Origin of the sequence: uncultured Martelella sp. (assembly GCF_963677965.2) — a bacterium.
In the GTDB taxonomy this organism is placed as follows: domain Bacteria; phylum Pseudomonadota; class Alphaproteobacteria; order Rhizobiales; family Rhizobiaceae; genus Martelella; species Martelella mangrovi.
The window spans coordinates 282,597-307,461 of record NZ_OY782683.2; the positions used below are offsets into that span (position 1 = coordinate 282,597).

General features: G+C 60.9%; 17 protein-coding genes and 1 pseudogene. 2 read left to right on the forward strand and 16 right to left on the reverse strand.

The features are described from left to right. Window positions 1-52: 52 nt before the first annotated feature. Both ACHZCU_RS22295 and ACHZCU_RS22300 read right to left on the reverse strand, forming a co-directional pair. Window positions 53-709 (reverse strand): TenA family protein, encoded by a 657-nt coding sequence (locus ACHZCU_RS22295; RefSeq protein WP_319520501.1) that lies wholly within the window; start codon window positions 707-709, stop codon window positions 53-55. Between the two features lie 11 nt (window positions 710-720). Next, window positions 721-1,566 (reverse strand): BtpA/SgcQ family protein, encoded by an 846-nt coding sequence (locus ACHZCU_RS22300; RefSeq protein WP_319520502.1) that lies wholly within the window; start codon window positions 1,564-1,566, stop codon window positions 721-723. 23 nt (window positions 1,567-1,589) lie between these two features. On the opposite strand from ACHZCU_RS22300, the gene ACHZCU_RS22305 reads away from it, so the two are divergent. Further along, a complete protein-coding gene (locus ACHZCU_RS22305) occupies window positions 1,590-2,489 on the forward strand; it encodes a PfkB family carbohydrate kinase (protein ID WP_319520503.1) in 900 nt (299 codons plus the stop codon). 42 nt (window positions 2,490-2,531) lie between these two features. Here the strand turns inward: ACHZCU_RS22305 and ACHZCU_RS22310 are convergent, their stop codons facing one another. The 8 genes and pseudogenes from ACHZCU_RS22310 to ACHZCU_RS22345 form a co-directional block, all read right to left on the reverse strand. After that, window positions 2,532-3,302, reverse strand: coding sequence for a glutamine amidotransferase (locus tag ACHZCU_RS22310; protein WP_319520504.1), 771 nt, complete (start codon window positions 3,300-3,302; stop codon window positions 2,532-2,534). Window positions 3,303-3,321: 19 nt separating this feature from the next. Next, window positions 3,322-4,401 (reverse strand): phosphotriesterase-related protein, encoded by a 1,080-nt coding sequence (locus ACHZCU_RS22315; protein WP_319520505.1) that lies wholly within the window; start codon window positions 4,399-4,401, stop codon window positions 3,322-3,324. Further along, window positions 4,401-5,408, reverse strand: coding sequence for an ABC transporter permease (locus tag ACHZCU_RS22320; RefSeq protein ID WP_319520506.1), 1,008 nt, complete (start codon window positions 5,406-5,408; stop codon window positions 4,401-4,403). The genes ACHZCU_RS22315 and ACHZCU_RS22320 overlap by 1 nt, the downstream gene beginning before the upstream one ends. Continuing rightward, complete coding sequence (locus tag ACHZCU_RS22325; protein WP_319520507.1) at window positions 5,405-6,214, reverse strand: ATP-binding cassette domain-containing protein; 810 nt, start codon at window positions 6,212-6,214, stop codon at window positions 5,405-5,407. Before ACHZCU_RS22325 ends, ACHZCU_RS22320 begins: the two co-directional genes overlap by 4 nt. Next, complete coding sequence (locus tag ACHZCU_RS22330; protein WP_394706168.1) at window positions 6,211-7,164, reverse strand: substrate-binding domain-containing protein; 954 nt, start codon at window positions 7,162-7,164, stop codon at window positions 6,211-6,213. The genes ACHZCU_RS22325 and ACHZCU_RS22330 overlap by 4 nt, the downstream gene beginning before the upstream one ends. Window positions 7,165-7,184: 20 nt before the next feature. After that, on the reverse strand, window positions 7,185-8,219 hold the full coding sequence (locus ACHZCU_RS22335) for a LacI family DNA-binding transcriptional regulator (RefSeq protein WP_319520508.1): 1,035 nt from the start codon (window positions 8,217-8,219) through the stop codon (window positions 7,185-7,187). A gap of 149 nt (window positions 8,220-8,368) precedes the next feature. After that, a pseudogene (locus ACHZCU_RS22340) lies at window positions 8,369-8,500 on the reverse strand (IS5/IS1182 family transposase); the annotation flags it as partial. Between the two features lie 95 nt (window positions 8,501-8,595). Continuing rightward, complete coding sequence (locus tag ACHZCU_RS22345; protein ID WP_319520509.1) at window positions 8,596-15,480, reverse strand: autotransporter outer membrane beta-barrel domain-containing protein; 6,885 nt, start codon at window positions 15,478-15,480, stop codon at window positions 8,596-8,598. A 462-nt stretch (window positions 15,481-15,942) separates the two neighbouring features. Here ACHZCU_RS22345 and ACHZCU_RS22350 point away from each other — a divergent pair, with 462 nt between their 5' ends. Further along, complete coding sequence (locus tag ACHZCU_RS22350; RefSeq protein ID WP_394706180.1) at window positions 15,943-17,064, forward strand: TIGR03032 family protein; 1,122 nt, start codon at window positions 15,943-15,945, stop codon at window positions 17,062-17,064. 63 nt (window positions 17,065-17,127) lie between these two features. Here ACHZCU_RS22350 and ACHZCU_RS22355 read toward each other — a convergent pair whose 3' ends face one another. The 6 genes from ACHZCU_RS22355 to ACHZCU_RS22380 form a co-directional block, all read right to left on the reverse strand. Next, window positions 17,128-18,210 carry a sn-glycerol-3-phosphate ABC transporter ATP-binding protein UgpC gene (locus tag ACHZCU_RS22355; protein ID WP_319520511.1) on the reverse strand — a complete coding sequence of 361 codons (1,083 nt, stop codon included), beginning with the start codon at window positions 18,208-18,210 and terminating at the stop codon, window positions 17,128-17,130. Beyond that, window positions 18,203-20,467: a glycoside hydrolase family 2 TIM barrel-domain containing protein gene (locus tag ACHZCU_RS22360; protein WP_319520512.1), complete on the reverse strand. Its 2,265-nt coding sequence runs from the start codon at window positions 20,465-20,467 to the stop codon at window positions 18,203-18,205. The genes ACHZCU_RS22355 and ACHZCU_RS22360 overlap by 8 nt, the downstream gene beginning before the upstream one ends. A gap of 10 nt (window positions 20,468-20,477) precedes the next feature. After that, the gene (locus tag ACHZCU_RS22365; RefSeq protein WP_319520513.1) at window positions 20,478-21,302 is read right to left on the reverse strand and encodes a carbohydrate ABC transporter permease; all 825 of its coding nucleotides are present in this window, start codon (window positions 21,300-21,302) and stop codon (window positions 20,478-20,480) included. Then, the gene (locus tag ACHZCU_RS22370) at window positions 21,299-22,195 is read right to left on the reverse strand and encodes a sugar ABC transporter permease (protein WP_319520514.1); all 897 of its coding nucleotides are present in this window, start codon (window positions 22,193-22,195) and stop codon (window positions 21,299-21,301) included. The genes ACHZCU_RS22365 and ACHZCU_RS22370 overlap by 4 nt, the downstream gene beginning before the upstream one ends. A gap of 128 nt (window positions 22,196-22,323) precedes the next feature. Next, on the reverse strand, window positions 22,324-23,595 hold the full coding sequence (locus ACHZCU_RS22375; RefSeq protein WP_319520515.1) for a sugar ABC transporter substrate-binding protein: 1,272 nt from the start codon (window positions 23,593-23,595) through the stop codon (window positions 22,324-22,326). Window positions 23,596-23,715: 120 nt separating this feature from the next. Beyond that, the gene (locus ACHZCU_RS22380) at window positions 23,716-24,783 is read right to left on the reverse strand and encodes a LacI family DNA-binding transcriptional regulator (protein WP_319520516.1); all 1,068 of its coding nucleotides are present in this window, start codon (window positions 24,781-24,783) and stop codon (window positions 23,716-23,718) included. Window positions 24,784-24,865 lie beyond the last annotated feature (82 nt).

Sequence of the window (24,865 nt, forward strand, 5' to 3'; positions counted from 1 at the left end):
ATGCCGATAATATGACATGTAATCGGCAGGAGCCGGCTTTCAGGGCGTGCGGTTATGCCGCCGTTTCCTCCTCATAGGCAGCGGAATGAAAGTCGATCTCAAGCCGCATTGCCTTGCCGAAGACGGCGCTCAGATGCGCTCTTTCGGCCCCGCTCAGTGTTTCGCCGGCCTCATCGAGCCGCTCCTTCAGCCATGTGGCCTGTGCGGCAAAGGTTTCGTCGGTGTGCAGGCCGACCCATTCGGCAAGAAGCGGATCGGAAATGGTGTTCTGCGCCGCCTGTTTCGACCATGTCCAGTACATCCATTCGGCCGCGAACATGGCCGCGACCGTATCGATGAAACCGCCATCACGGGCAATCGTCAGCATGCCGTCGCGAAAGCGGGCGACGGCCGGGAGGTCTGTGTTGAAGTCGGTCACGTCGATGCCGCGTGCGGTAAATGTCCGCTCGAAATAGGCGATCTGGCTGTTGGCGAGTGCGTCGAGAACGCCGATCAGCCAGCGCCGGTCGGTCATGGTTTCGGCCTTGGCGGTCGCATAGGCAAAGATCGAGATCGCGGTTTCGACAAAGGCGCCCTCGAAGACGAGATAGCGTTCGAACGCGCTTTTCGGCAGCGTATCGGCCTTGATGTCCTCGACGAAACGGTGGGCGACCATTTCGTCGAAGACAGTCCTGTTTTCGCGCAGGATGAAGTCGGAAAGCTTTTCCATATGCCGTTTCCTCAATCGCGGCCGAGTGCGGGGCGTGCGGCATCCATGAAGGCCTTCACCCGTTCCGGGTCGACCGGGTTCCACCACACACCGCCTTCCTTCAGCGAGGACGCGACGATGACGCCGTTGGTGCGGGCGAGGATTTCGCCGATATTGTCCTTGGTCACGCCCGAACCGACCATCAGCGGCAGGTCGGTTGCCGAGCGGACCTCGTCGATCTCCTCGATGGTCGCGGCATTGCCGGTGCGCTGGCCGGTGGCAATCACCACGTCGGCATCGAAGAAGGCGAGATCACGGGTCTGCTCGGGGATGGTACGGTCGGCGGTGATGGCGTGGGCGCCGTGCTTGACGTGGCTGTCGGCGAACACCTTGATGTGCTCGGCGCGCAGCAGCGAGCGATAGCGCAGCGCCTCGCCGGCGCGGCCTTCCATGAAGCCCTCATTGGCGACATAGGCATTGGCCCACTGGTTGACGCGGATGAAGCTGGCGCCGCCGGCAAGCGCGATTGCCAAGGCCGGGATCGGCGCGTTTGCCAGCACATTGATGCCGAGCGGAACGCCGGTTGCCGTCTTGATCCGGTCCGTCACCACCGACATGAAGGCCGCCGTCTCATGCCCCATGTCCTCGGGTTTCGAAAACGGAATGTCGCCATGGTTTTCGATCACCAGCCCGTCGAGCCCGCCGCCGATCAGGGCATCCGCATCGCGCATGCAGGCGTCGTAGATGGTATCGATCGAGGCGTTTCTGTAACGCGGCGAACCGGGAAAGGACGGGCAATGGATCATTCCAAGCAAAGCCTTGTCAGCCTTGAATATTTCCCGTATGGCGCTTGAAGTTCCACTTGATATTTTCTGCATAACGTTCTCCAGGAAGCTAAAAAATGCGTGCGTTTGTGATTGGCAATGCCGCCATTGACGAAACAATTTCAGTCGACGGGCTTCCCGAGCCCGGCGTTTCTATTCTGGGCCGGATCGCCAGCCGCGATCTTGGCGGCAAAGGCACGAACCAGGCCGTTGTGATGGCGCGCGGCGGGCTGGAAACGACACTCGTTTCGGCCACCGGCGAGGATTTCCGCTCCGCCATGATCCGCGAACAGCTTGCAGAGGAACCGCTTGCTGTGCGGCTTTCCTCCGTTGCCGGCATTTCCACCGATTTCTCGATGGTTTTGACCACCCCGGACGGTGAAAATTCCATCGTCACCACCACCGAGGCCGCCGAGGCCCTGCCGCTTGAGGCAGCACTTGAAGCGCTTGGCGAGGCCGCTCCCGCCGATTTCCTCGTCATGCAGGGCAATCTCGGAGCCGAAACCACCGAAACGCTGCTGAAAACCGGCCGCGAACGCGGTTTGGTGACGACCTTCAACCCGTCGCCGCTCAGGCCGTATTTCGAGCGCCTCTGGCCCTTCATCGACATTGCCTTTCTCAACGAGAGCGAAAGCCTGAGCCTTGCCGGCTCCACCGGGCGGAAAGCCGCCGAAGCGCTCCACGCCAAGGGCGTCCGCCAGGTCGTGCTGACCGCCGGAACCGACGGCGCCATGCTGAGCACGGCCGGCGGCGACTTCATTCATGTTCCCGCCGTCAAGGCGAAAGCCATCGACACCACCGGCGCCGGCGACACCTTCATGGGCGCGGCACTGGCGTCCGCAGCGCTCAGGGGCGGCATGCTCGACCAGCGCGCCATTTCCCATGCAGCGGCCGCCTCGGCGCTGACCGTGGCCCGGCGCGGAACGCGCCGTGCCTTTCCCAGTCGGGACGAACTTGCCGAAATCTTCGCCGGTTAGGGGGAACCGGCGGGTTGGGGAGGCAAGTCCGTCCCGGTCCCGTCAATCCTTTGCGGCCAGCCAGCCGAGGATGTTCTTCCACAGCTTGCCGTAGCCGTCCCATTCGCAGAAAGCCGGCGACAGCCAGTGCGGGCCGATATCCGAGGTCCAGACAGCACTGCGTCCCTTGCCGGCCTTGCCGGTGACCAGCAGCGGATGGCCGCCCTGATCTTCCGGCAGGCGGGCAACCACGTCGATATCGTCCCGCTCGCGCAACTCGACCTCGTTGACGCCGAGCATGACCGGCCATTCGCCGGAGATGCCGGCAAGCGTCGGGTGATCGGCCATCAGGATATCGGGCGTCGTGCCTTCCGGGATTTCCACACGGTCGTCCCATGGCAGGCAGGTGACCGGCAGAACCTCTTCGACAGCCGTGCGCCGCCAGCGGGCCTTGCCGTCAATGCCCTGGAAGGAGAAATAGCCGCCGCACATCAGAAGACCGCCGCCCTTTTCAACCCAGGCCTTGATCAGCTTCAGGCGGTTGGGAACCGTCTTCGACTGCAGCCAGACCGCCGGCGGAAGCAACAGCGTGTTGGCGCCGATGTCGGACAGGATGATGACGTCATATTCATCAAGCCCTTCCATCTCGAACGGAAAGCCGTCGGCGGCTTCATGCGCGGTCATGTAGGTCAGCTCGAATTCGCTGCCCTTCAGGGCGTTGACCAGCGGCGTTGCGCCAAGGTGAAAATGGACGCTGCCGAACTGATCGAAACCCTTGTAATGGGTTTCGGAGGTGACCCAGCTTTCGCCGACCAGAAGTACTTTTGTTGTCATTTCAATTCCGTTTTGTTGTTCATTGCGCGGTAAAGCCGCTGTCGAAAACGGCGCGCGGATTGTTGTTCATCAGCCGGGTCAGCACGCCTTCATCAAGCCCGTGGCGCGCAAGGCGCGGCAGGAAGTGTTTGAGGATGAAGGCATAGCCGTGGCCGCCATAATGGGTCAGCATCATCTTCAGGAACACATCGTGTGACAGCAGAATGCGGCTCTCATGCCCGGCCTCGACCAGCCTGACGATGGCGCGGGCGCATTCCTCATCGCTCGGGCACTGGGTCTGCTGGTCGGCGTAGAAGAAGTCGGAACCGATCATGTCGTATTCGATGAAGGCGCCGCGGGCGGCGAGTTCGCTCTGATAGGTGAAATCGTCATGGGACGGGTTCATGTGGCAGAGCACGGTGTGCTTCAGATCAGCCCCTTCGGCCTCGGCGATATCCAGAACGTCATGGCCAAGGCGGAACCAGCCGGGCAGATGCACCATCAGCGGCAGGCCGGTGCGGGCCTGCGCCCGTGCCGCACCGCGCAGCGATTTCCGCTCGGCTTCGGTAAAGTCGGCGGAGACACCGATTTCGCCGATCAGACCGATCCTGACATCCGTCCCATCGACACCGTTGACGGCCTCATTGACGATCTCGTCGGCGATATCGTCTTCGGACATCGCGGCGAGCTTTTCCGGATGCGAGCTTTCAAGGTAATACCCGGCACCAATGACGATGTTGAGCCCGGTCGCCTTCGAAATCCGCCGCATGGCGAGCGGATTACGGCCGATGCCCTGACAGGTGGGCTCAACCAGCGTCTTGCCGCCGGCTTTCACCAGCGCCGAGAGTTCCTCGATCGCCAGCGTCTCGTCATCCAGCGTGATATTGTGCTTGTTGACGAAGGGGTCCTGATGCAGTTCGCTGAGGATCTCCATGCAGATGAAGCTGTCGGCCAGATATTGCCGATCCGGCGTTTTCGGCGGGTTCCACCAGCATGTGCAGTCGTTCAGCACATGCTCGTGCATCAGCGTAACGCCGAGATCGGCGGCGCTGATCGGCCCGTTGACGGTCATGACCTTGCCGGAGCCCGTATGGGCTTCGGAAAGCTCGGTTGCAGACATTACTTGCCTCCCTTGCCGCGCCCGAAACTGAAATTGGTTCCGAAGATGCGGGTGTTGAGCCAGATCGCCAGCAGGATGATCGCGCCGGTGACGATCTGGGTGAAGAAGGGCGAGATGTGCAGCAGGATCAGGCCATTGCCGATAACGGCAATCGTCATCGTGCCAAGCACCGTGCCGAGGATTGTGCCGCGACCGCCCATCAGCGACGTGCCGCCAAGAACGACGGCGGCAATCGCCTGAAGTTCGAAACCGACGGCTGCATTGGATGACCCGGAGCCGAGACGGGCGGCCATCAACAGGCCGGCCAGCGCACAGGCAAGGCCCGAGAGGACATAAACCGACATCAGCACGAATTTGGCCGGCATGCCGACGCGGCGGGCGGCTTCCAGATTGGAACCGACGGCAACGACCTGGCGGCCGTAACGGGTCTTGGCGATGACGACATAGCCGAGGATGGCGACGACCACCGCCACAATGGCGGGGAAGGGGATGCCGAAGAGCTCACCACGGCCGAGGAACAGGAAGCCATCGACGCCACGGATCGGGATCGAATAGCCCTTGGTCAGGTAAAGCGCGATGCCGCGGAAGATCGACAGGCCGGCGAGCGTAACGATAAAGGCGGGAATGCCCTGATAGGACACGAACCAGCCCTGAAACAGACCGATCAGTGCGCCAAGCGCCAGCATCGCGACGATGGCCAGCGGCCACGGCATGCCGGCGGCAATGATCATGGCGACCACGGCGTTGATCACGGCGATGATCGATCCGGCGGAAAGGTCGATACCACCGGTGACGATGACGAAGGTCATCGCAACGGCGACGACCAGAATAGGGGCTGCCTGACGCACGACGTTGAGCAGATTGCCGGCGGTCAGAAACGTATCGGTCGTGGCCGAAAAGAACACGACACAGACGATGAAAAAGAAGGCGATGGAGAGAACCTGCGCATTTTCGCCGAGGAAATCGGCGAGCGGCGAGCCCTTTGCGCGTTCAGTGTAGGCGCTCAATGTTTTTCTCCCCCGACGATAAGCTGAACGAGGTCTTCAAGGCTGGTGTCTCCGATCATGCGTTCGGCCACCTTGGTGCCTTCATACATGACGGCAATGCGGTCGCAGACGCGGAACAGGTCCTGCAGCCGGTGGGTAATCAGCACGACGGAAACGCCCTTGGCCTTGACCCGGTTGATGAGGTGCAGAACGGCTTCGACTTCGGCCACGGCAAGCGCGGAGGTCGGCTCGTCCATGATCAGCACTTTCGGCTGGAAGGATGCCGCGCGCGCAATGGCAATCGCCTGCCGCTGACCGCCGGAGAGTTTTTCCACCTTGGCGGAAAGCCGGGGAATGCGGATTTCCAGCGCCTCAAGCATGCGGGCGGCTTCCTCGGCCATTTTCTTGCGGTCGAGAAACAGGCCGCTGGAGATTTCGCGCCCCAGGAACAGATTGCCGACGACGTCGATATGGTCGCACAGGCTCAGATCCTGGAACACCATCTCGATATTGCGGTTTCGCGCATCGGCGGGACCGGTCAGCTCCACCGCTTCGCCGCCAATCCTGATTGTGCCGCCATCGGGAATATAGGTGCCCGAGATGATCTTGGTGAGCGTCGATTTGCCCGCCGCATTGTCGCCGACCAGTCCGAGGCATTCACCGGGATATAGATCGAGATCGACACCGCGCAAGGCCTGATGCGAGCCAAAGGTTTTCGTGATGCCGTGGAGAGAGACGGCGGGTTCTCTTGCGGGCTGTTCGGGCGAGCGAAGGGGAATATCCCCTTCGCCGCCGTCAGCACCGGTCTGGTGAAGATCGGATGTCATTTAAAGATAGCGCGGTATGGTTCAACATTGGTTTCGTCGACGATGGTGACGGGAACCGAGATCGAGGCCTCGACGCTGTCGCCATTGGAAATGTCGTTGAGTGCTTCGACGGCAGCCGCGCCCATCAGGGACGGGTCCTGCTGGATGACGGCAACGAGGAAACCGTCATCGATGGCGTTGATCGCCTGCGCCGTCAGGTCCCAGCCGAAGATCTTGATGTCGTCCTGCTTGCCCTGGCTTTCGACAGCGGCAATTGCGCCCATCAGGGCCGGTTCGCCGGTTGCGTAGATCGCGGTGAGGTCGGGGTTGGCGGTGATCAGGTTTTCAGCCGCCGTCAGGGCGTTGTCCTGAATATTCTGGCCGTCGACAACACCGACGACCTCGATGCCGTCAACGCCGGCAATCTTGTCTTCAAAGCCCTGTTCACGCACGTTCTGAATATAGGAATTCAGCGCGCCGACGACGCCGACCTTTGCCGTGCCGTCCATATTGGCGTTGACGTAGTCGAGGAAGTAAGCGCCGATATCGCCGCCGGCCTTGGCATTGTCGACACCGATCTGCGCCTTCTGCGGGCCGTCCGGCAGGATGGCGTCGATGGCGACAACCGGAATGCCGGCGTCGTCGGCCTGCTCGACGGCGGGCATGATGCCATTGACATCGATGGCGACGACAGCAAGGCCGTCAACGCCTTCCTGGATATAGGTTTCGACCGCGTTGTTCTGCATCGCCGGGTCGTTGTTGGCGTTGTAGATCTGCAGTTCGACGCCGAGTTCGGCCGCCTTTTCCTCGGCGCCACGATTGATGTCGTTGAAGAACAGGGCCTGCTGGTTGATCTGGACAAGCGCGAAGGTCTTGTCGGCGGCATTGGCAGCGGTGGAAAGCGCGCCGGCCATCACGCTGGCGGCAAGCGCCGTCGAAAGCAGAGTCCTGCGGGAAAATCTCGGTAACATCAGTTCATCCTCTGGTTTGGTTATGAACGTCGCTTTTTTTCGATCGCCGGCGGCGCGACGGAACTCCGCACGACGATTTCAACGGGCAGCAATTCTTGCCTCTCAAGGGGGGCGGACTGCTGCCAATCGGTTTGAAGGAGAAGCGAAAGCGAACGCGCCCCGATGGCGCGGACCGGCTGACGCACGGCGGTCAAGGGCGGCGTGAACAGATGCAGCGGCCCGACATCATCGAAGCCCACGACAGACACGCGGTCGGGAATGCTCACGCCTTCGGAATAAAGCACCTCGATCAGGCCGATGGCGATTTCGTCCGAGCTTGCGAAAATGGCAGTGGCCGGCAGCTTTTCGTCCAGAAAACGACGCGCGGCGTGGCGGCCGGCTGAAACCGTGTACTCGCCGCGATAGCGCTTGATTTCAGCCTCTTCGCCGAACCGTTCTCGCAGCCCCTGCTCAAGCCCCGCATAACGGCGCGTGGTGGAAATCATCTCGTCCGGACCGCCGACAAACACCACCTTCTTGTGGCCGAACTCGGCGAGATGTTTTCCGGCAAGGTAGCCGCCCTGGTGATTGTCGCAGAAAAGCTTGGGCACCATGGCGCCCGGCACATCTTCATCGACGATGACGACCTTGCCGGTGCGGTTGATCAGGCCCGCAAGCTCTCCGTCATCCGGGTGGTTGGTGACGAAGATCAGCCCGTCGACATGGTGGTGCTCGATCAGGCCGAGATATTTCATCTCGCGCCCCGGCCGGTTGAGCGTCGCGTTGAGCGAGACGGCAAGGCCCAGCTTGTCCGCCTCCTCCTCGATCGCCGCCACCAGCATGGCAAAGAACGGGTTGGCGATGTCGGGGATGACCAGCCCGATCATGTCGGACCGGCCGCGGCTGAGACGCCGCGCATGCGGGTTCGGCACGTAACCGAGGTCGCGAATGGCGTTCTCGATGCGGGTACGGGTCTCATCCGGCAGCACCAGCGAGCCATTCAGCAGACGCGAAATCGTCGCCACGGAAACCCCCGCAGCCTTCGCCACATCTTTCAGGCTTGGTGCCTTCGCCATCTCATTCGCCCTCACGCAACCGTTTCCCGGCCGTCTTTCAGAATCTGTAAAGCGATTTACTAAACCGCTTTACAAAAAGATTACAAAGTTCCCTTTTTGTCAATGCAGTTTTTTCGGAAGGGCTGAGGGGGCAGTCTCTTGGTGCTTAATCAGATGCGCATTGAGAAGAGCTTTATGGCGGCGAGACAGTTGTCTGCGCGCTTGTCATAGCGTGTTGCGATACCGCGCGTTTCCTGGAGGCGGTTGAAGAACGGCTTTACCAGATTTCGATAGCGATACAGAAACGGACTGAAAGCAAAGTTCTTCCTGTGCCGCGGCCGCCAGCTACGGATATAGACAGCAGACAACAGAATTTATCCGCTTTGCCATGCCCCCATCAGAACCTGTAGCCGAAGCGCAGTGAGCCGACATGGGATTGGTATGCGTCGGCGAATGATCCTTCATACTGAATTCGGAACTGCGTGCCCTGCCGCTTGGCGAGATCGAGGCCGAGGGTGACGTGGCCGACGGTGTCGGCAATCGGTGTGAAGGTCGAGAAACTGTCCATTGAGGATATGCCTGCAAGCCGTGCGGTCGTTTCCCATTCGTCGTTCGACAGGAACGAGACGCTGACATCGCCATAAAGCCGCGCCGGCCTGTCTTCGAGGAAGGGCAGACGCGCGCCGAACTCGATCCCCGGTGTGACCCCGAACACGGTGTCGGAATTGCCGTCGACCTTCAGATTGAGCGCGCCGGCGCCGGTTTCGTCATACCCGTATTGCTGCATGTTGACGACATCGAAATCAACCCTCGGCCGCATGTAGTATTCATCGCTGAGGGCGAACTCGTATGAAGCGCGCGCACGTGCGAAATACATGGCCGAATCCGGCGATCCCTTGGCTGTCGCGTTCAACGTGTCGAGATTGATGAAGCGGGTGGAATCTCCCCAGTTATAACCGGCTCCGCCGACGATACCGAACAGCCACGGGCCGACTTCCTTCTTCAGCGAGACGGCGCCGGTCAGGGATTGCTGCTCGAGTTTTTCGGTTCCGGCGTCATTGCGGAACCGGTCATTCTCGAAGGTCATCCCGCTTCCCAAAAACCAGCCGTCGCCGAGCGCTTTCTGGCCACCGACCTGCAGGCCGCCGCCCGATTTCCTGTAGCCCATGGCGTCGCCGACCATGTCTTGCTCGGCGCTGCTTCCATAAAGACGGCCCCAGCTGCACGAACCTTCGTCCATCATCACGCCAGTTACTGCAAAGGCCGGGCAGGACAGAACGTTGTTGGCCGCCGCTATCGCCGCGGAGGGCGATTCAGCCAGGGGGGCCGATGTCGCCCCGGAGGTGAGCACCAGCAACATGTCGGAGAAGGTCTCCGGTGTCGATTGATGAAACGCACCGAACACCTGGCCAAGCGAAACCTCGTCGTCGCCAAATGCGACCTCTGTTGCGCTTCCGTCCGCGAGCGTATCCCAGACCTGCTGCATCGCCGTCGTCACCTCGGTGGCATTGCGGCCGAGTGAGACCCCGGTATCGGCGAAATTGGCGTTTGCGACGGAAAAGCCCGCCCAGCCATCGGATGACGTGCTGACATCGGTAAAGTCGAATATCAGCGACGAAAGCACGCTGATGTCGGAGCTATCCGTTCCCTTCACCTGCAGAAATTCGGCCCGGGTATTCGGCAACAGGGCGATGCCGTTGACATCGACCCCCCAGGTGCCGCCAAAATCGCCCGAGACCAGGAGGGCATCCGCCATGCCGTTTTCCATGTCGACATCGAGCCCGGTGATCAAGCCACCCTTGCTTGCGTCCGCTGTGCGCCAGCTGTTTTTCGTCGCCCGGCTATAATATTCGAAATCCGAGAAAGTCGGCGCAATCCCGGCGGTTGCAGCATCATACACACTGCCGGCGGCGGATGTGCCGATACCGACCAGATCGCCCGAAAACACGGTTCTTTGGATCGCCCCTTCGCCGCCGATATCGATCGCGCCGGCGTTGAGCACGGTATCGAGCCCGGCAATGGCACCTGTGGTGAACGTGCCGGTTCCGGTGTTGAGCATCAGGCTGCTGCCGGCGGGAACGGCGGTCGAAAGACTGACAACACCATCGGCGCTCGCGGATGCCGTCGAGGCGAAATCTTTCGCATAGGTCTGCTTGCCGGCTTTCGATGTCACGACATTGCCGGTGATGGTTCCGTCATTCTTGAGATAGAAACTTCCGCTGCCGGCGGACGCGCCGTGGATGGCGCCGCCGTTTTCATCCGAATTGGTGGACCCGCTGATCGAACCCGATGCGCCGACCGTGACGGTGATGCTTCTGTTGAGCGTCTGCGCCCAGATGCCCCAGGCATGCTCGTCCGCGACCTTGACCGAGCCGTCGACAGTGACGTCCACAAACCCTGAAAGCGAGGCGCTGTTTCGATAGAGTGACCCGGCATAAACCTTGCCGTTCTTCTGCCAGATGCCGCCCGAACCCGCGAGCGCCTGAGCGATGATACCGTGGGCATAGGCACCGGTGGTGGAGATCGAGGAATTCGAGTCCACGCTGATATTGACGCCCTGCGATGCGCCGGCCGAACTAGTGTTGTAGGCGTATGTGGTGTCGCTCGAGGAGACGTAATAGGTACTGATCTTGCCCGAGGAGAGATCGGCAGCAAAGCCGCCGCCACCGCCGATCGCCTGGGCAACGATGCCGACAGCGCCGTCGCCGGAGGTCTGGATCGAACTGCTTTCGAGCGAGACATTCGCAGCGTCGGTTACTCCGGAATACTGGTTCTGCGCAAAAGTTACCGAAGAGATGCTGGGGCTGGACGCGGCGATGAAGCCGCCGCCGCCGGCAATCGACTGGGCGACGATGCCGATTGCGCGTTTGCCGCTGGTGGTGATCGCGCCCTTGCTCGTGACCGTGACTGTGCCGCTGTCGAGGGAACCGATACTGCTCCCCACCGCCTCGGCGCCCAACACGATGTCCAGCACATCCGAGACCGTGTCGTCGTTTGCAGCGGTGTCCGTGCCGAACGCGGTGATCGCGATACCGCCGCCACCGCCGGCCGACTGCGCCATGATGCCGTTCGAATTGTCGCCTGTGGTGACGATCTTCTCGCCGCTCAGAAGCTCGACCGTGACATCGCCGCCGGTATTGGTGGAATTGTCCGCTGTCGTGTAGGAGCCGATCGTCACAGTGGACGATGATGGTGCATAGCCGCTGAAGGTGGCAATGCCGCCGCCGCCGCCAACCGACTGGGCAATCACGCCCATGGACGAAAAACCGCTCGTGTAGGTGTCTGCGGCATAGATGTTGACCTTGCCGCCATTGCCGGTTGTGCCTGCCGTATCACGGGCGCCAAGCGAAAGGTCGACGTCGACGCTGAGATCGAGATCCTTGATGACGGTACTCAACGTTGCGGCATTCTGGTTGGAGGACACCGCAACCGAGCCGCCGCCCGCGCCGATCGACTGCGCCACGACGCCATGGGAAACGTTGCCGTCGGTCTTGGTGGTGCCAAAGGAAAAGTCGGTCTGCCCCTGATCCGGCAGGCCGACGATCACCGTACCACCATCGCCGCCGTCACCGCCGACCGTGCCGAGCGTGGCGGAAAGCTTGGTGTCGATGTCGGCACTCGCCTTGAGCGCCAGCTTGGCGCTTTCCCATTTCTTGAGTTCCTTCTCGATCTCGAAGGAATGCGATATGGAGCTGGTGCCCGAACCGCCGGTACCACCGCCACCGCCGATCGATTGCACCAGAAGGCCATCGGAGGCGTCGCCGGTCGTGACGATCTTTCCGGCGTTCCAGGCATAGGCCGCGCCGCCATTGCCGCCCGCGCCGCCCGTGCCGCCGAAACCAAGGGACAGGGCGTTTGAAGCGTCAATATCGCCGCTGCCGCCGCCACCCGTACCGCCCCCGCCGCCGATCGACTGGACAACGAGTGCGTTCGAATTGCTACCGGACGTGCTGATCGAGCCGGAGGATGACAGGCCGCCCTTGGCCAGGCCGCCATCGCCCGCCGTCGCGCCGCTGCCGCCGAGCGTAAAGCCGGCGCTGAATTTTGTATCGCCGAAGGTGCTGAGCGAATTGCTTTCTCCGGTTCCGCCGGAGCCGCCACCACCGCCGATCGACTGCATCAGCATGCCATAGGCGAAATCGCCGGTGGTCGTAATCGAGCCGAGGTTGTGGGCATAAGCCTCCCCGCCTTTTCCGCCATCGCCGCCCGACCCGCCGACGGAGACGTCGATCGCAAGCGATACTGCCTCTCCTTCGAGATCCACCGTACCATCGCTGAGTTTGTCTGCGAGCGCCTGCAGCGATGTGGTTCCGGAAGAGGCGGTAGAATCGCCGCCGGAGCCACCGCCGCCGCCGATTGATTGCACAACCAGCGCCGATGCGCCGTCGCCAGCCGTGCTGACCGACGCGCCGTCTTCAACCCGGGCCTCGGCCGTGCCGCCATCACCACCGGATCCGCCGGTCCCGCCATGCGATATGGAAACCGCAAGGGAATAGCTTCCGCCTTCCTCATTATCGGGTATGCCGGCGGCGATCGCCTTTGCCGTCGAACCGCCGCCATCGCCGCCGCCGCCGCCGATCGACTGCGCCAGCACGCCGACAGAATCGGCACCTGTCGTCTTGACCGTTTCACCGATATGTCCATCGACGCTGCCGCCCTTGCCGCCATCCCCGCCACCGCCGCCGGTGGCAATGGAGAGTGAGAAGTCTGGACCGCCCGACGTGGCTTTCGCCGCGCCGCCCGACCCGCCGCCACCGCCGATCGACTGCAGCAGAATGGCCGTGGCATGATAACCGGTCGTGGAAATGGTGCTGCTGTCTTCCCGCGTCAGCGTCACGGTTCCGCCATCGCCGCCGCCGCCGCCCTGACCGCCAATGGCCACGGATACCAGGATCCCGGTGGACGACGCCTTGCCGCCCGTGCCCCCGCCGCCGCCGATCGACTGGGCGATGATCGCACTGGCATAGTCACCGGTGGTGCCGATGGTGCCGGGACTGGTTACGGTGATTGTTCCGCCGTCGCCGCCATTGCCGCCCTTGCCCCCAATCGCGGACAGGAAACCGTAACCGTTCTGGCCGATACCGCCGCCGCCGCCGACAGACTGCGCGACGATGCCGTGCGCCTCCGCCCCGGATGTCGTGATCACGCCTGAATTGGTGACATAGACCCCGCCGCCGGCAGAGCCGTCCGTTCCGTCATCGCCGGAACCGCCGAGAATGCCCGTTGCACCGGAGCCGATTGCAATACCGCCGCCGCCGCCGATTGACTGGGCCAGGATGCCGATACCGCCGGTCAGTGCCGTGTCTCCGACACTGAGCACGTCGGTGCTCGTGGTGCCGCCATGCGTGGTGATGTTGGCGTTGTTGGTCACCGTCACCGTCGAGCCGCCGGCTTTGCTCGAACCGGAGCCGACCGTCTGGGAGGCGGCTGTCTTGAGGAAACCGTTGCTGTCTGTCGCAAGCTTTGCCGTTGCATTGAGGACGCCGCCGCCGCCGCCGATCGACTGGGCGATGATGCCATGCGAGGAGGTGCCATAGGTAGCGATGTTGCCTTTGTTGGTCACCGTGACGCTGTCGCTGCCGGTCGATGCATCGTTGACATCGCCCCAGACGATGTCTCCGTCACCATCATAGCTGTAAATGCCGTAACCGAAGGCCGCCGCCGCCGACTGCGCGACAATGCCGTGCGAATAGGCGCCCTTGGTCGTGATCGTAAAATCACTGGTCACGGAAACCGTGCCGGCGGACCCCGCATTGCCGTAGGTGGAATCGTCTATGGTGGACTTGCCCGCGCCGCCAAGCGACTGGGCGACGATACCGCTGGCGTTGTCACCGCTGGTGACGATCTTCCCGCCGCCGGAAAGTCCGACCGTCACGCTGCCGCCATCGCCGCCCTTGTAGCTCGACAGATAGGTGTAGAACGCGCCGACGTCGGCCGGGCTGGCACCGCCGGCGCTTTGTGCCAGAACAGCAGGGGAATCGTCGCCCGAGGTGGTGATCAGCGCGCTTGTGGTTGCCGTTACTGTAATCGCAACGTCGCCGCCATTGCCGCCGCTGTAATAATTGTAATATTCGCTCCCGGCTGCATAGACATTGATGCCCTGGCCACCGATGCTGACGGCCGCCAGCGCCGCGCCGGTCGCGCGCGTGACCGTCTCCGAATTGATCTTGCCCGAAGACACCGTGGAAATGGTGCCGGAAAAGGCGTTGGAGGCGGAGCCGACATCAAGGTCGACGCTGCCGCCGTCACCACCCCCGCCACCCTCGAATTGTGTGGTCTCCATATCGTAGGAGATCTGGTAGGCGTAATTATAGAAGCGGCTTTTCGCGCGCGGCGAATTGCCGCCGTAAGACGCTGCAAGCACGGCCGGACCCGAAGTGGTGGCCGCGACATCGCCATAAACCTTGACGGAGACAGTGCCGCCTTTCCCGGCGGCAGACTTGAAAGGATAACCCGGTACAGGACCGCTCGACGTTCCGCCCTGGCTGATGGCCACGATACCCGATGTTGCTCCGGACACATCGCCGGAAGAAACGATCGTCACCGCTCCGCCAACACCGCCCTTATAAGCCCGAAGTCCGTCGCCCGCCCGCGAAAGCGCATAAATGCCGCCGCCGACTGTGCTGGTGATGGTGCCGGTATTCGTGATCGTGATGTTGCCGCCATCACCGCCACTGCCGATCACACCGCCATTCTCGGTCGCGTACCAGGTACCGCTGCCGAGCGACACGACCGAAATGCCGTTCGTCTGTGTCTCGCTCTGATGGTAGAGATATTTGCTATCGGTGCTCGTCGAGATCAGGCTCGAGGTTGCAGCACTGGCGGTCACATCGATATCGGCGCTGTTGGTCAGCGAGATATTCAGGCCCGGCTGACCGTGCGGGCTACGGTGGAAGTATGCGTAATAGTAGTTCTGGTTTTTCTTATAGTAACCGAACTTATAGGTCTGAAGGTTCTGATAGGCGGCATAGGCCCCGCCATACGCATATTGCGGCGACGTTAGCGTGGAGCTCGACGAAATCGTGCAGGTGAACGTCGTTGACGCGACCGCATCGGTATTGTTGACGACGGAACTCGTGGAGGAGGGGTCGCAGCTTGCCGCAGCATAGGCCCGCGTATAGCCGCGGGAATAAAACGGGACCGGCAATCCGGCCAGTGTTCCGGCAAGAGCCGTCGACTGGAACAACAGCGAGGTGGTGACCCATCTGATCCGCGATTTCCGCAATGCTGCTGCATGACCCTGGCCGCCTTTCGGCAAGGCTTTCTTGTTCTTCTTGACCAATTTTCGTCCCCTGCTCATGCCCCCGGCCATGCAATGGCAAAGTCTACTTGTCCGAGGTCAATTTTACCGACTATAGCGTCACGCGCGCGCGGCCATCAGACTATTTCTGGTGATTGCGTTTTTTTCAGCATTTTATCGGAGTACTACTTGTATATAGCGCAACTGTGCCCGCCTATTGCCAATGTGATGGAGGCGCTGTGCGGTGGCATTGATGGATGAAGAGGCACGCGATGCGCCGGGGGAGGCGTCGCAAAAACCGGAGGATTTCGGTGTGGGCGTTTCCCAAACGCGTGCCTGCGAAAATCAATCGAACGACCGATCACGAACCTGCCGGCTTCCGAATTGGGAGAAGGACGTGCAGAGAACATTTCAAGTGCCGAGCGACAAAGAGCGAATGACATGACTGAAGAAGGCCCGAATGATGCCGCCGGACGTTCCGGCAAACCCGTCGCCAGCCGGGAGATGCCTGCGCCGGCCGATGCACCTGCCGCGTCCGCTGACGCCGCGGAGCTTCAGACCAGCATCACCTGTTCGCGCGGATTTTCGCAATGGCTTGCCCTGCATGGCTGCTCGCTCGCCTTTACCTCCTACCAGACAGGTCAGCTCTTTCTGGTCGGCGTGCTTCCGAATGGCGCCTTGTCGATCCACCAGCGCAATTTCGTGCGCGCGATGGGGCTTATCGGCGATGCGCAACGGCTGCTTCTGGCGGGCCTCGCCCAGATCTGGCGGTTCGAAAACGTGCTCGGCCCGGACGAACGCGCCAATGAGAATTTCGATAAACTCTACGTGCCGCGCCGGGGGCAGACGGTTTCGGATCTCGACGTTCATGAACTCGGCATCGACACGGCCGGCCGGCTGCTGTTCGTCAACACGAAGTACTCATGTCTGGCCACCGACAGTGTCGCCCATTCCTTCAAGCCGGTCTGGCGCCCGTCCTTCATCTCGAAACTCGCGCCGGAAGACCGCTGCCACCTGAACGGTCTGGCCATGGAAAACGGCGTTCCCCGCTTTGTCACCGCGGTCTCGACCACCGATATCGTCGATGGCTGGCGCAACGAGCGGCGCGACGGCGGGGTCGTGGTCGATGTCGAGACCGACGAAATTGTCGCCGAGGGGCTTTCGATGCCGCATTCGCCCAGGCTTCATAACGGTGCGCTCTGGTTTCTCGATTCCGGCAATGGCTATCTCACGCGGCTCGACCTTGAAAGCAGGATGCGAGAGCGCGTCACCTTCTGCCCCGGTTTCCTGCGCGGGCTGTCCTTCCACGATGGCCACGCTATCGTTGGCCTGTCGCTGGCGCGCCGCGAAGGCGTGTTCTCGGGCCTCAACCTGCAGGACGAACTCGACAAGCGCCGGGCGGACGCCTGGTGCGGCCTGCAGGTCATCAACACGGCAAATGGCGATATCGTCGAATGGCTACGGCTGGAAGGCGGCATCAAGGAGCTTTTCGACGTGCGTGTGCTGCCCGGCGTGCGCTGCCCGATGGCGCTGCCGACCTTCGGCCCGGAGCTCGCAAGCTTCATCACCATCGAAGCCCCCGACAAACCGCTTGCCGAGCGCGGCTGGCACCGGCCCGCACAATAGAAACGGACGCTCCTCGCCCTGCAGCATCCTACCGGCCGGCTTTGGGCCTTTTGCGAACTATCATCACACCGCCAGCCGGTTTCCGGCCTCGTCGAAAAGGTGAATGTCGTTTCTGTCGAAGGTCACCTGAATGGTCGTTCCGGACTTCAGCATGTGCTGGCCGGAGAGCACTGCCAGTATGTCTTCACCGTGACTGGCTGTGGCATAGACAACGGTTTCCGCGCCGAGTGCCTCAACCAGCTTGATGGTGATTTCAATGCTTGCGGCGTCTGTTTCCGCCAGACGAATGTTTTGCGGGCGGACGCCGACCGTGACCTTGGTTCCGGTGCTGACGGAAGCGGGCAAGGCAATGCCCGGCAGTGTCTCGCCGAGCAGGTTGAGGGCCGGAGTGCCATCATCACCGGCAATGACGGTGGCGGGCAGGAAGTTCATTGACGGCGAGCCGATGAAACCGGCCACGAATGTATTCGCCGGTTCGTTGTAGAGTTCGAGCGGCGTTCCGATCTGCTCCACCTTTCCCTGCCGCAGCACCACGATGCGGTCTGCCAGCGTCATCGCCTCGACCTGATCGTGAGTCACATAGATCATCGTCGTTTTCAGCCGGTCATGCAGGGCCGAAAGCTCGGCGCGCATGTGCACCCTCAGTTCCGCATCGAGGTTTGAAAGCGGTTCATCGAACAGGAACACATCCGGGTGGCGCACGATCGCGCGGCCGATGGCGACGCGCTGACGCTGACCGCCGGAAAGCGCCTTGGGCTTGCGGTCCAGCAGCGCGTCAAGCTCGAGCATCCGCGCCGCCTCGTCGACGCGGCTTTCGATTTCGCGCTTGTCCATGCCGGCAAAACGCAGGGCAAACCCCATGTTTTCCTTTACCGTCATATGCGGGTAGAGCGCATAGGTCTGAAACACCATGGCGATGCCGCGCTTGGCCGGGTCCTCGTCGGTCATGTCTGTACCGCCGATGGCAAGCTTGCCGGCGGAAACATCTTCAAGCCCTGCAATCATGCGCAGGAGCGTTGATTTTCCGCAGCCGGACGGACCGACAAAGACGACGAACTCGCCGGATGCGACATTCAGATCCACACCCTTGATGACTTCGATATTGCCGAACGTCTTGCGAATGCCGGAAAGCGAAACATCAGCCATCGGTCCGTGCTCCCTCAACAGAAAATGTAACGCTCTGGTCCTCAAAACCATGGGCGCGAACCCGAAGCGTCAGGTCTGCGGCCTCGTCCCCCGCCTCGATATAGAGACCGGCCGTGCCGCCCCTGAAGCTCAGGCAATCCGGTCCGACGATACGGCCCGGTCCGTCAAGAAAGAGATGCACCGGCTCATCGAAGAAGGGCAGAATGTTGCCGCCCTGGTCGCGGACCCGCAGGATCACGCGAACGCAGTCCTTCTCGCCGGCGTAGAGCCTTGTCGCATCAGGATCGATTTCCAGCGTCGTCGGAACAGGCCCGGCAGGCAGCTTCATGGTCGTAACGGCTTTGCCATCGAGATAACCGGTCACGGTCCCGTCACGCCAGATACGGCCCCATTCGCCGAATTCCTCTTGCGAGACAGAGCGCAGATCGACAACCACCGGCGGGTGGGCCAGATGCGGATAGGTCGCGCTGTCCGGCTCGATGCGCTTCGGCGCGTCATCGCCAAAGCTCAGTTCCACATAGTCGCAGTTCGTCAGGATGATCAGCGGCAGCACGCCGCCGATATTGCGCTCGCCGCGCGCCCAGAAGGTGACCGGCTGCATGACGACGCCGTTTTTCGGGTCGCCTTGCGAGGCATAGGCATAGGCCGCGAATTTGGGTTCCCGGTACATGTCCATCACGCCGTGGTAGCAGATGCGGTCGCCGGAGCCGAAATCCTCATGCGTGTTGTAGTCGAACATGCACCAGCCGGTTCCGCCGGCAATCGCCGGATCGCCGGCAATGGCGTTGAGCATCTGCAGATGCCGGGTCACATGTTCGGCCTGCCGCTGTTCCTGATCGAACCGCTTCGTCGGGTACATATGGCCGCAATATTCGGTGATCATGTAGGGCACATCGTGCGAAAGCCCGGTGACGCGCTTCTGTTCGCGGCGGAATTCGCGTCCGGCATTGCGGCCGGGCTGTTCTTCATCGCCAAGGATGAAATCGTTCATGGTGTAGACGTCTTCCAGCAGCTCGCTGTCTTCGATACAGCGCACGCCGCCGGTCGGGCGCGTCGCGTCAAGTTCATGCGCCAGCCGGTTGGTCTCGGTGTAGAAATCATGGTCATCGGCAGATTCGTTGATCCGCACGCCCCAGATGATGATCGACGGATGGTTCCAGTCGCGGGTGATCATCCGCCGGACATTCTCGATCGATTCCTGCTTCCAGATGTCCGGGCCCATATGCTGCCAGCCGGGAATTTCCTCGAAAACAAGCAGCCCGATTTCATCGCAGCGATTGAGGAAATAGGTCGACTGCGGATAGTGCGAGGTGCGCACGATGTTGCAGGCAAGCTCGTGTTTCAGAATATCGGCGTCTTTTTCCTGGCCGCGCCTGCCCATGGCATAGCCGAGATGCGGCCAGCTCTGATGGCGGTTGAGGCCGCGCAGTTTGAGCGGCCGGCCGTTGAGGCGAAAGCCATCGGTTTGAAACGAAACCGTACGGAAGCCGAAGCGGGTCTCGCATGTATCCGTGCCCGCATCCGTTTCCAGCGTCAGCGCAAGCGTGTAGAGCGCGGGATCGTCGATCTCCCAGAGCCTGATGTCCTCCAGGTCCTGCAGCTCGATCAGTGCTTCGGGGCCGGTGACCGTGACTTTCGCCACGGCAAGCACATCGCCCTCGGCATCGGTCAGCTTTGCATGCAGCACGCCGTTTTGCGCCTTCGCCATGTCACCGGTCAGAAACACCCGCGCCGATACGGATTTTTTCTCCGAAAGCGCATCCGGCGTCTCGACCTTGACGTTGTCGATCGCGACCGGCGTGGTGACTTTCAGCCAGACGTCGCGGTAAAGGCCTGCATAGCAGAGATAGTCGATCTGCCCGCCGAAGGGCGGAATTTCCGGGTTTTCCGAACCGTCAATGTGTACGGTCAGCAGGTTTTCGTCGCGGCCCAGATGCGCGGTCATATCGATCTCGAATGGCGTATAGCCATCCCTGTGATGGGCGATCTGTTCACCGTTCAGATAGACTTTTGCGTCGGCCATCGCGGCATCGAAGACCAGCGAAACCCGCTTGCCCTCAAACGCGGGCTGCCAGGCAAGTACTTTCTGATAGGTGAACGCCTTCTGATAACGCCGCTCATCGAAATAGTTATAGGGCAGTTCGACTGCCGTATGCGGCAAGCGCACGGTTTCACCGGTTTGCAGGGCCTGAAGCGCGCTGGCATCGAAGCCCTCACGGAAAGTCCAGCCTGCATTGAAATTTTCGATCTGGCGCATTGTCGTCATCCTATTTGACCGAGCCAAGCATGCCCTGGACGAACTGGCGCTGCATGGCGAAGAAAATGAAAAGTGTGGGAAGCGTGGCAAGAATGGTGCCGATCATCACCGTGCCGTAATCCGGATAATAGGCGGATGCGAGCGACGACACCACGAGCGTGATCGTCTTGGTCTCGTTCGACTGCAGAATGATCAGCGGCCACAGGTAATTGTTCCAGTTGAGCATGAAGACGATGACGAAGGCTGCCGCATAGGTCGAGCGCATCACCGGAACATAGATGAACAGGAAAATCTGCCATTCCTTCAGGCCGTCGACCTTGGCCGCGTCTCTCAGCTCCGATGGAAAGGCTTTCGATGCCTGCCGGAAATAAAAGATCACGAACGCCCAGGCGATCGTCGGCAGAATAACGGCAAGGTGGGTGTCGATCAGCCCTGCCTTGCCCATCAGCATGAACAGCGGGATCATGATCGCCGCAAACGGCACCATCAGCGTCAGCAGGACAGCCGCATAGATGCGCTCGCGCATTTTCGAGCGGAATATCTCGAAGCCATAGCCCGCCAGCGAGGACACGAACAGGGTCAGAAGTGTGCCGGCAACGGCGATCTTGACCGAGTTCCACATGATCAGCGGCACGTCCACCTGCGTGACGAAGGTGCTGATATTGTCGAGAAGGGCGGCGCCGAAAGACACCTTGCCGGTCACGATGTCTGCCGTGGTGTTGGTTGCGCCGATCACCATCCAGATGAACGGAAACACGGAGATGAAGGCGGCCAGACCGAGTGCCGCATAGATGAGCGTTGCGGCGGTGTAGCGTTTGACAAGGCGCAGGGTCATTTGCGTTCCCTCGCGGCATAGAACTGCAGGAAGGACAGAACGGCGACAATCAGCACGATGACGTAGGAAACCGTTGCCGCATAGCCGAAGTTCGGCATGAAGCGGAAGGTCAGATTGTAGATGTAAAGCGAAAGCGTCAGCGTTGCATTTGCCGGGCCGCCCTTGCCCTCGGTCAGGTTATAGACCTCATCGAAAAGCTGCAGCGTGCCGATGGTCGACGTGATCGTGGTGAACAGGATCACCGGTTTCAGCATCGGAATGGTGATATGCAGAAACCGCCGGAATGCCGGAACGCCGTCAATGCGGGCGGCCTCGTAGATCGATTTGTCGACATTCTGCAAGGCGGCGAGGTAGAAGATCATGTTGTAGCCGGTCCAGCGCCAGGTGATGGCGAGGATGATCAGCACCTTTGCCCAGAACGGATCCGTGAACCAGTGGATCGGCCCGTCGGTGAGCCCGATCATGGTCAGCGTCCGGTTCACGATGCCGTCGACGGCGAACATGCTCTTGAACAGGATGGCATAGGCAACAAGCGAAGAAACGCAGGGCAGGAAGATCGCCGTGCGGAACAGGCCGCGAAATTTCAGGCGCGGATTGTTCAGGGCATTGGCGAGGATCAGCGCCAGCATGATCATGATCGGCACCTGCACGATGAGGAAGGTCATCGTGTTGGTCAGCGCCTGCCAGAAAACCGGATCATGCCAGAGCCGGTCGATGTTCCTAAAGCCGGCAAACTTCATCATCATGCCGCGACCGGAATAAAACGACAGGATCAGCGACCGGATGATCGGGTAGAACATGAAGGTGGCAATCAGGATGAGCGCCGGGCCGACAAACAGCCAGCCGTTAACATCGTAAAAGCGCTTCAGATTGCCGGGTCTTGCTTTTGCCATGGTGAAATCCCGCCAGGGCGCAGCACATGTGGCTACGCCGGAAGATCATGACAGCGGCCGGGCCGCTGTCATTGCACATCAGGGGTGGCGGAGGAAGGTCTGAGCCTTCTCCGCCGCCTGCAGTATTGTTACTGAATCTGGAATTCGGCCTGCTGCTGAATGGCCTGCAGCACCTCGTCGACCGGCTTTCCGTCCACCAGCGACTGAAGGTTGGTCGTCACCGCCGTATCCAGCTCATTGGTGAAGATGCCGTATTCGACCGGCGGGATCTGGTTCAGCCAGTCAGAGAATTTCTGCCAGACCTTCTCGTCGTTGAAGAAAGGATCGGCCTGCTGATAGGCCGCGCCTTCGCGCGCCGCCAGAAGCGAACCGACCGCACCGCGCTCGGTCAGGATCTTCTGATAGAAATCGACATCCTTGGCATAGACCTCGTTCAGGAAGTCGATGGCCTCGTCCTTCACATCCGACGACGACAGGACATACCAGCTGGAGCCACCGAGATTGGAGGCATGGGTGGCGCCGTCAACGCCTTCAAGTGACGGGATCGGCGCAACGCCCCATTTGCCCGCCTGATCTTCTTGCGCCTTGATCGTGCCGGTGATCCACACACCGGTGATCACCGAGGCGACATTGCCGGAAGTGAAGGCATTGACATAATCAGACCACCCGGTCGCCGGATAGATCAGTCCGGCATTGGCGATGTCGGCCTGTGTCTGAAGCGCCTGCTTGAGCGCTGCATTGTCCTCGATATTGAGGCTGCCGTCTTCGTTGAAATACCATTCGCCGGCCGACTGCATCATGATGCGGGTCATGCCGCCATCATTGAGGTCGAGCGTGGTCATCTTGTGGCCGGTCTTTTCCTCGACCTGCTTGCCGATCTCGATGAAACGGTCCCAGGTGATGTCCTGCATGTCTTCCGGGCTGAAGCCGGCCTCATCCAGATAGTCGCGGCGGTAATACAGGCCGGTCACGCCACTGTCGAACGGCATGCCGTAAACCTTGTCGTCGACCGTCATCAGCTTGACCTTGTAGGGTGCAAAACCGGAGTAATCGACAACGTCGCTCATCGGCGCAAAGGCGCCGGGGAAGGACTGAAGGTATTTCTGCGCGCCGTAATCCTCGATCAGGACAATGTCCGGCAGCGCCTGTGTGGTGCCGGAGGCAAGTGCGGTCTGCAGCTTCTGCTCGACGTCGAGCTTGGCGAAATCGACAACGTTGAACGTCGTATCGGGATGTTCGGCAGTGTAAAGCGCACCGGCCTCTTCCATGATCGCGACGTTGAAATTCGGGTCCCAGCACCAGACGGTGATTTCGCCGGCAAAGGCGGTGGTTGCGGTCATGACGCAGGCGCCGGACAAGGCAACGGCCTTCACCCGGTTCAGCACGGAATGCTTATCCATGGTTTCCTCCCAATCGGATTATTGCTCCAGGCGGCTCTCTCCATGCCGCTTTTTTGAAGGTAACGATAAAACGGAAGCGTAAGCAAGAAAATTTTTAGTAAATTTTTTAGACAGCGGCCGTCAGCATGTCTTCGGATGTCGACAACTGTCACGCCAGATCATGGTCGTCGGTATCGTGACCCGCTTGGCATAATCTTCACGTCCGTTGATCCGTTCGATCAGAAGATCGACGGCGGTTTCACCGATGGCTTCACCCGGAATTTTCATGGTCGACAGTGCGGGGTTCAGAAACTGGGCGACTGGAATGTCGTTATAGGATGCGATCGCAATATCGTCCGGTATCGACAATCCCGCTTCCAGCGCCGCGCGCGCCGTGCCGATGGCAATATTGTCATTGGCCGTCAGGATGACATCCGGTCTGATGTCGTGTGAAAGCAGCGCTCTGGCCTGCTCGTAACCCACTTCAAGCTTCAGATTCTGACCGTTGTTGCAGTCATCGTTGAGCGCAATCAGCGCAGGGTTGAACGTGCCATTGGCCTTTTGCCAGTCGACATAGGTGCGGCAGCGTATTTCGCTGTAGGGCTGGCTCGGCTCATCGATCCGGTCATGGGCGCCAATGAACGCGATGCGCTGGTATCCCGCCTGTTGCAGGCCATCCAGAATGGTCCGCGTTGCCGTCCCCAGATCACTGAAAACGCAGTCAAAGTCTTCACGCCTCGGCACAAAGTCGGCGAAGACCGTATGGGCGCTGTGGCTTGCAATGAAGTCGATATCAGCAGAGCGATGCTTGCCGATCACGATCACGCCCGCCATGCTCTCCAGAAGGGCGGCGCTGGCGGCCAGGTCGGCATGAAACACCTTGACGATTTCCGTATCGAACAGGCGGCAACGCCGCTCGATCCCAAGCCGGACGCCGATATAGTATGGGTCGATCAGTTCCTCGTCTGCTTCCAGAAAATGCACCGTCGCCAGTTGCGGCAGGGCGGGCATGCGGGCAGCCGAACGCAGCGGGCCGAGCTTGTGGCGGTTCCGGTTACGCGGCGTTTCGTAATTGAGCGCCTCGGCGGTTTCAATGATGGCTTTTCGCTTCGGTTCCGAAATCGAAAGCGAAGGGTCATAATTCAGCACCCGCGAAACCGTGCCGGATGAAACGCCTACCGCTCTGGCAATTTCGCGTATCGTTACCACGTCTTATCCTCCTCGGCCTTCAACCCGCCTTACCGGCAACAGCCTGTCTCGATCCCGAACGCCGGCTGGCTGCCTGATCGAC

What these genes read in the sequence shown, in the direction of transcription:
- ACHZCU_RS22295 (WP_319520501.1), bottom strand. Translation starts at nt 709, where the DNA reads ATGGAAAAGCTTTCCGACTTCATCCTGCGCGAAAACAGGACTGTCTTC.
- ACHZCU_RS22300 (WP_319520502.1), bottom strand. Translation starts at nt 1,566, where the DNA reads ATGCAGAAAATATCAAGTGGAACTTCAAGCGCCATACGGGAAATATTC.
- ACHZCU_RS22305 (WP_319520503.1), top strand. Translation starts at nt 1,590, where the DNA reads ATGCGTGCGTTTGTGATTGGCAATGCCGCCATTGACGAAACAATTTCA.
- ACHZCU_RS22310 (WP_319520504.1), bottom strand. Translation starts at nt 3,302, where the DNA reads ATGACAACAAAAGTACTTCTGGTCGGCGAAAGCTGGGTCACCTCCGAA.
- ACHZCU_RS22315 (WP_319520505.1), bottom strand. Translation starts at nt 4,401, where the DNA reads ATGTCTGCAACCGAGCTTTCCGAAGCCCATACGGGCTCCGGCAAGGTC.
- ACHZCU_RS22325 (WP_319520507.1), bottom strand. Translation starts at nt 6,214, where the DNA reads ATGACATCCGATCTTCACCAGACCGGTGCTGACGGCGGCGAAGGGGAT.
- ACHZCU_RS22330 (WP_394706168.1), bottom strand. Translation starts at nt 7,164, where the DNA reads ATGTTACCGAGATTTTCCCGCAGGACTCTGCTTTCGACGGCGCTTGCC.
- ACHZCU_RS22335 (WP_319520508.1), bottom strand. Translation starts at nt 8,219, where the DNA reads ATGGCGAAGGCACCAAGCCTGAAAGATGTGGCGAAGGCTGCGGGGGTT.
- ACHZCU_RS22350 (WP_394706180.1), top strand. Translation starts at nt 15,943, where the DNA reads ATGCCTGCGCCGGCCGATGCACCTGCCGCGTCCGCTGACGCCGCGGAG.
- ACHZCU_RS22355 (WP_319520511.1), bottom strand. Translation starts at nt 18,210, where the DNA reads ATGGCTGATGTTTCGCTTTCCGGCATTCGCAAGACGTTCGGCAATATC.
- ACHZCU_RS22360 (WP_319520512.1), bottom strand. Translation starts at nt 20,467, where the DNA reads ATGCGCCAGATCGAAAATTTCAATGCAGGCTGGACTTTCCGTGAGGGC.
- ACHZCU_RS22365 (WP_319520513.1), bottom strand. Translation starts at nt 21,302, where the DNA reads ATGACCCTGCGCCTTGTCAAACGCTACACCGCCGCAACGCTCATCTAT.
- ACHZCU_RS22370 (WP_319520514.1), bottom strand. Translation starts at nt 22,195, where the DNA reads ATGGCAAAAGCAAGACCCGGCAATCTGAAGCGCTTTTACGATGTTAAC.
- ACHZCU_RS22375 (WP_319520515.1), bottom strand. Translation starts at nt 23,595, where the DNA reads ATGGATAAGCATTCCGTGCTGAACCGGGTGAAGGCCGTTGCCTTGTCC.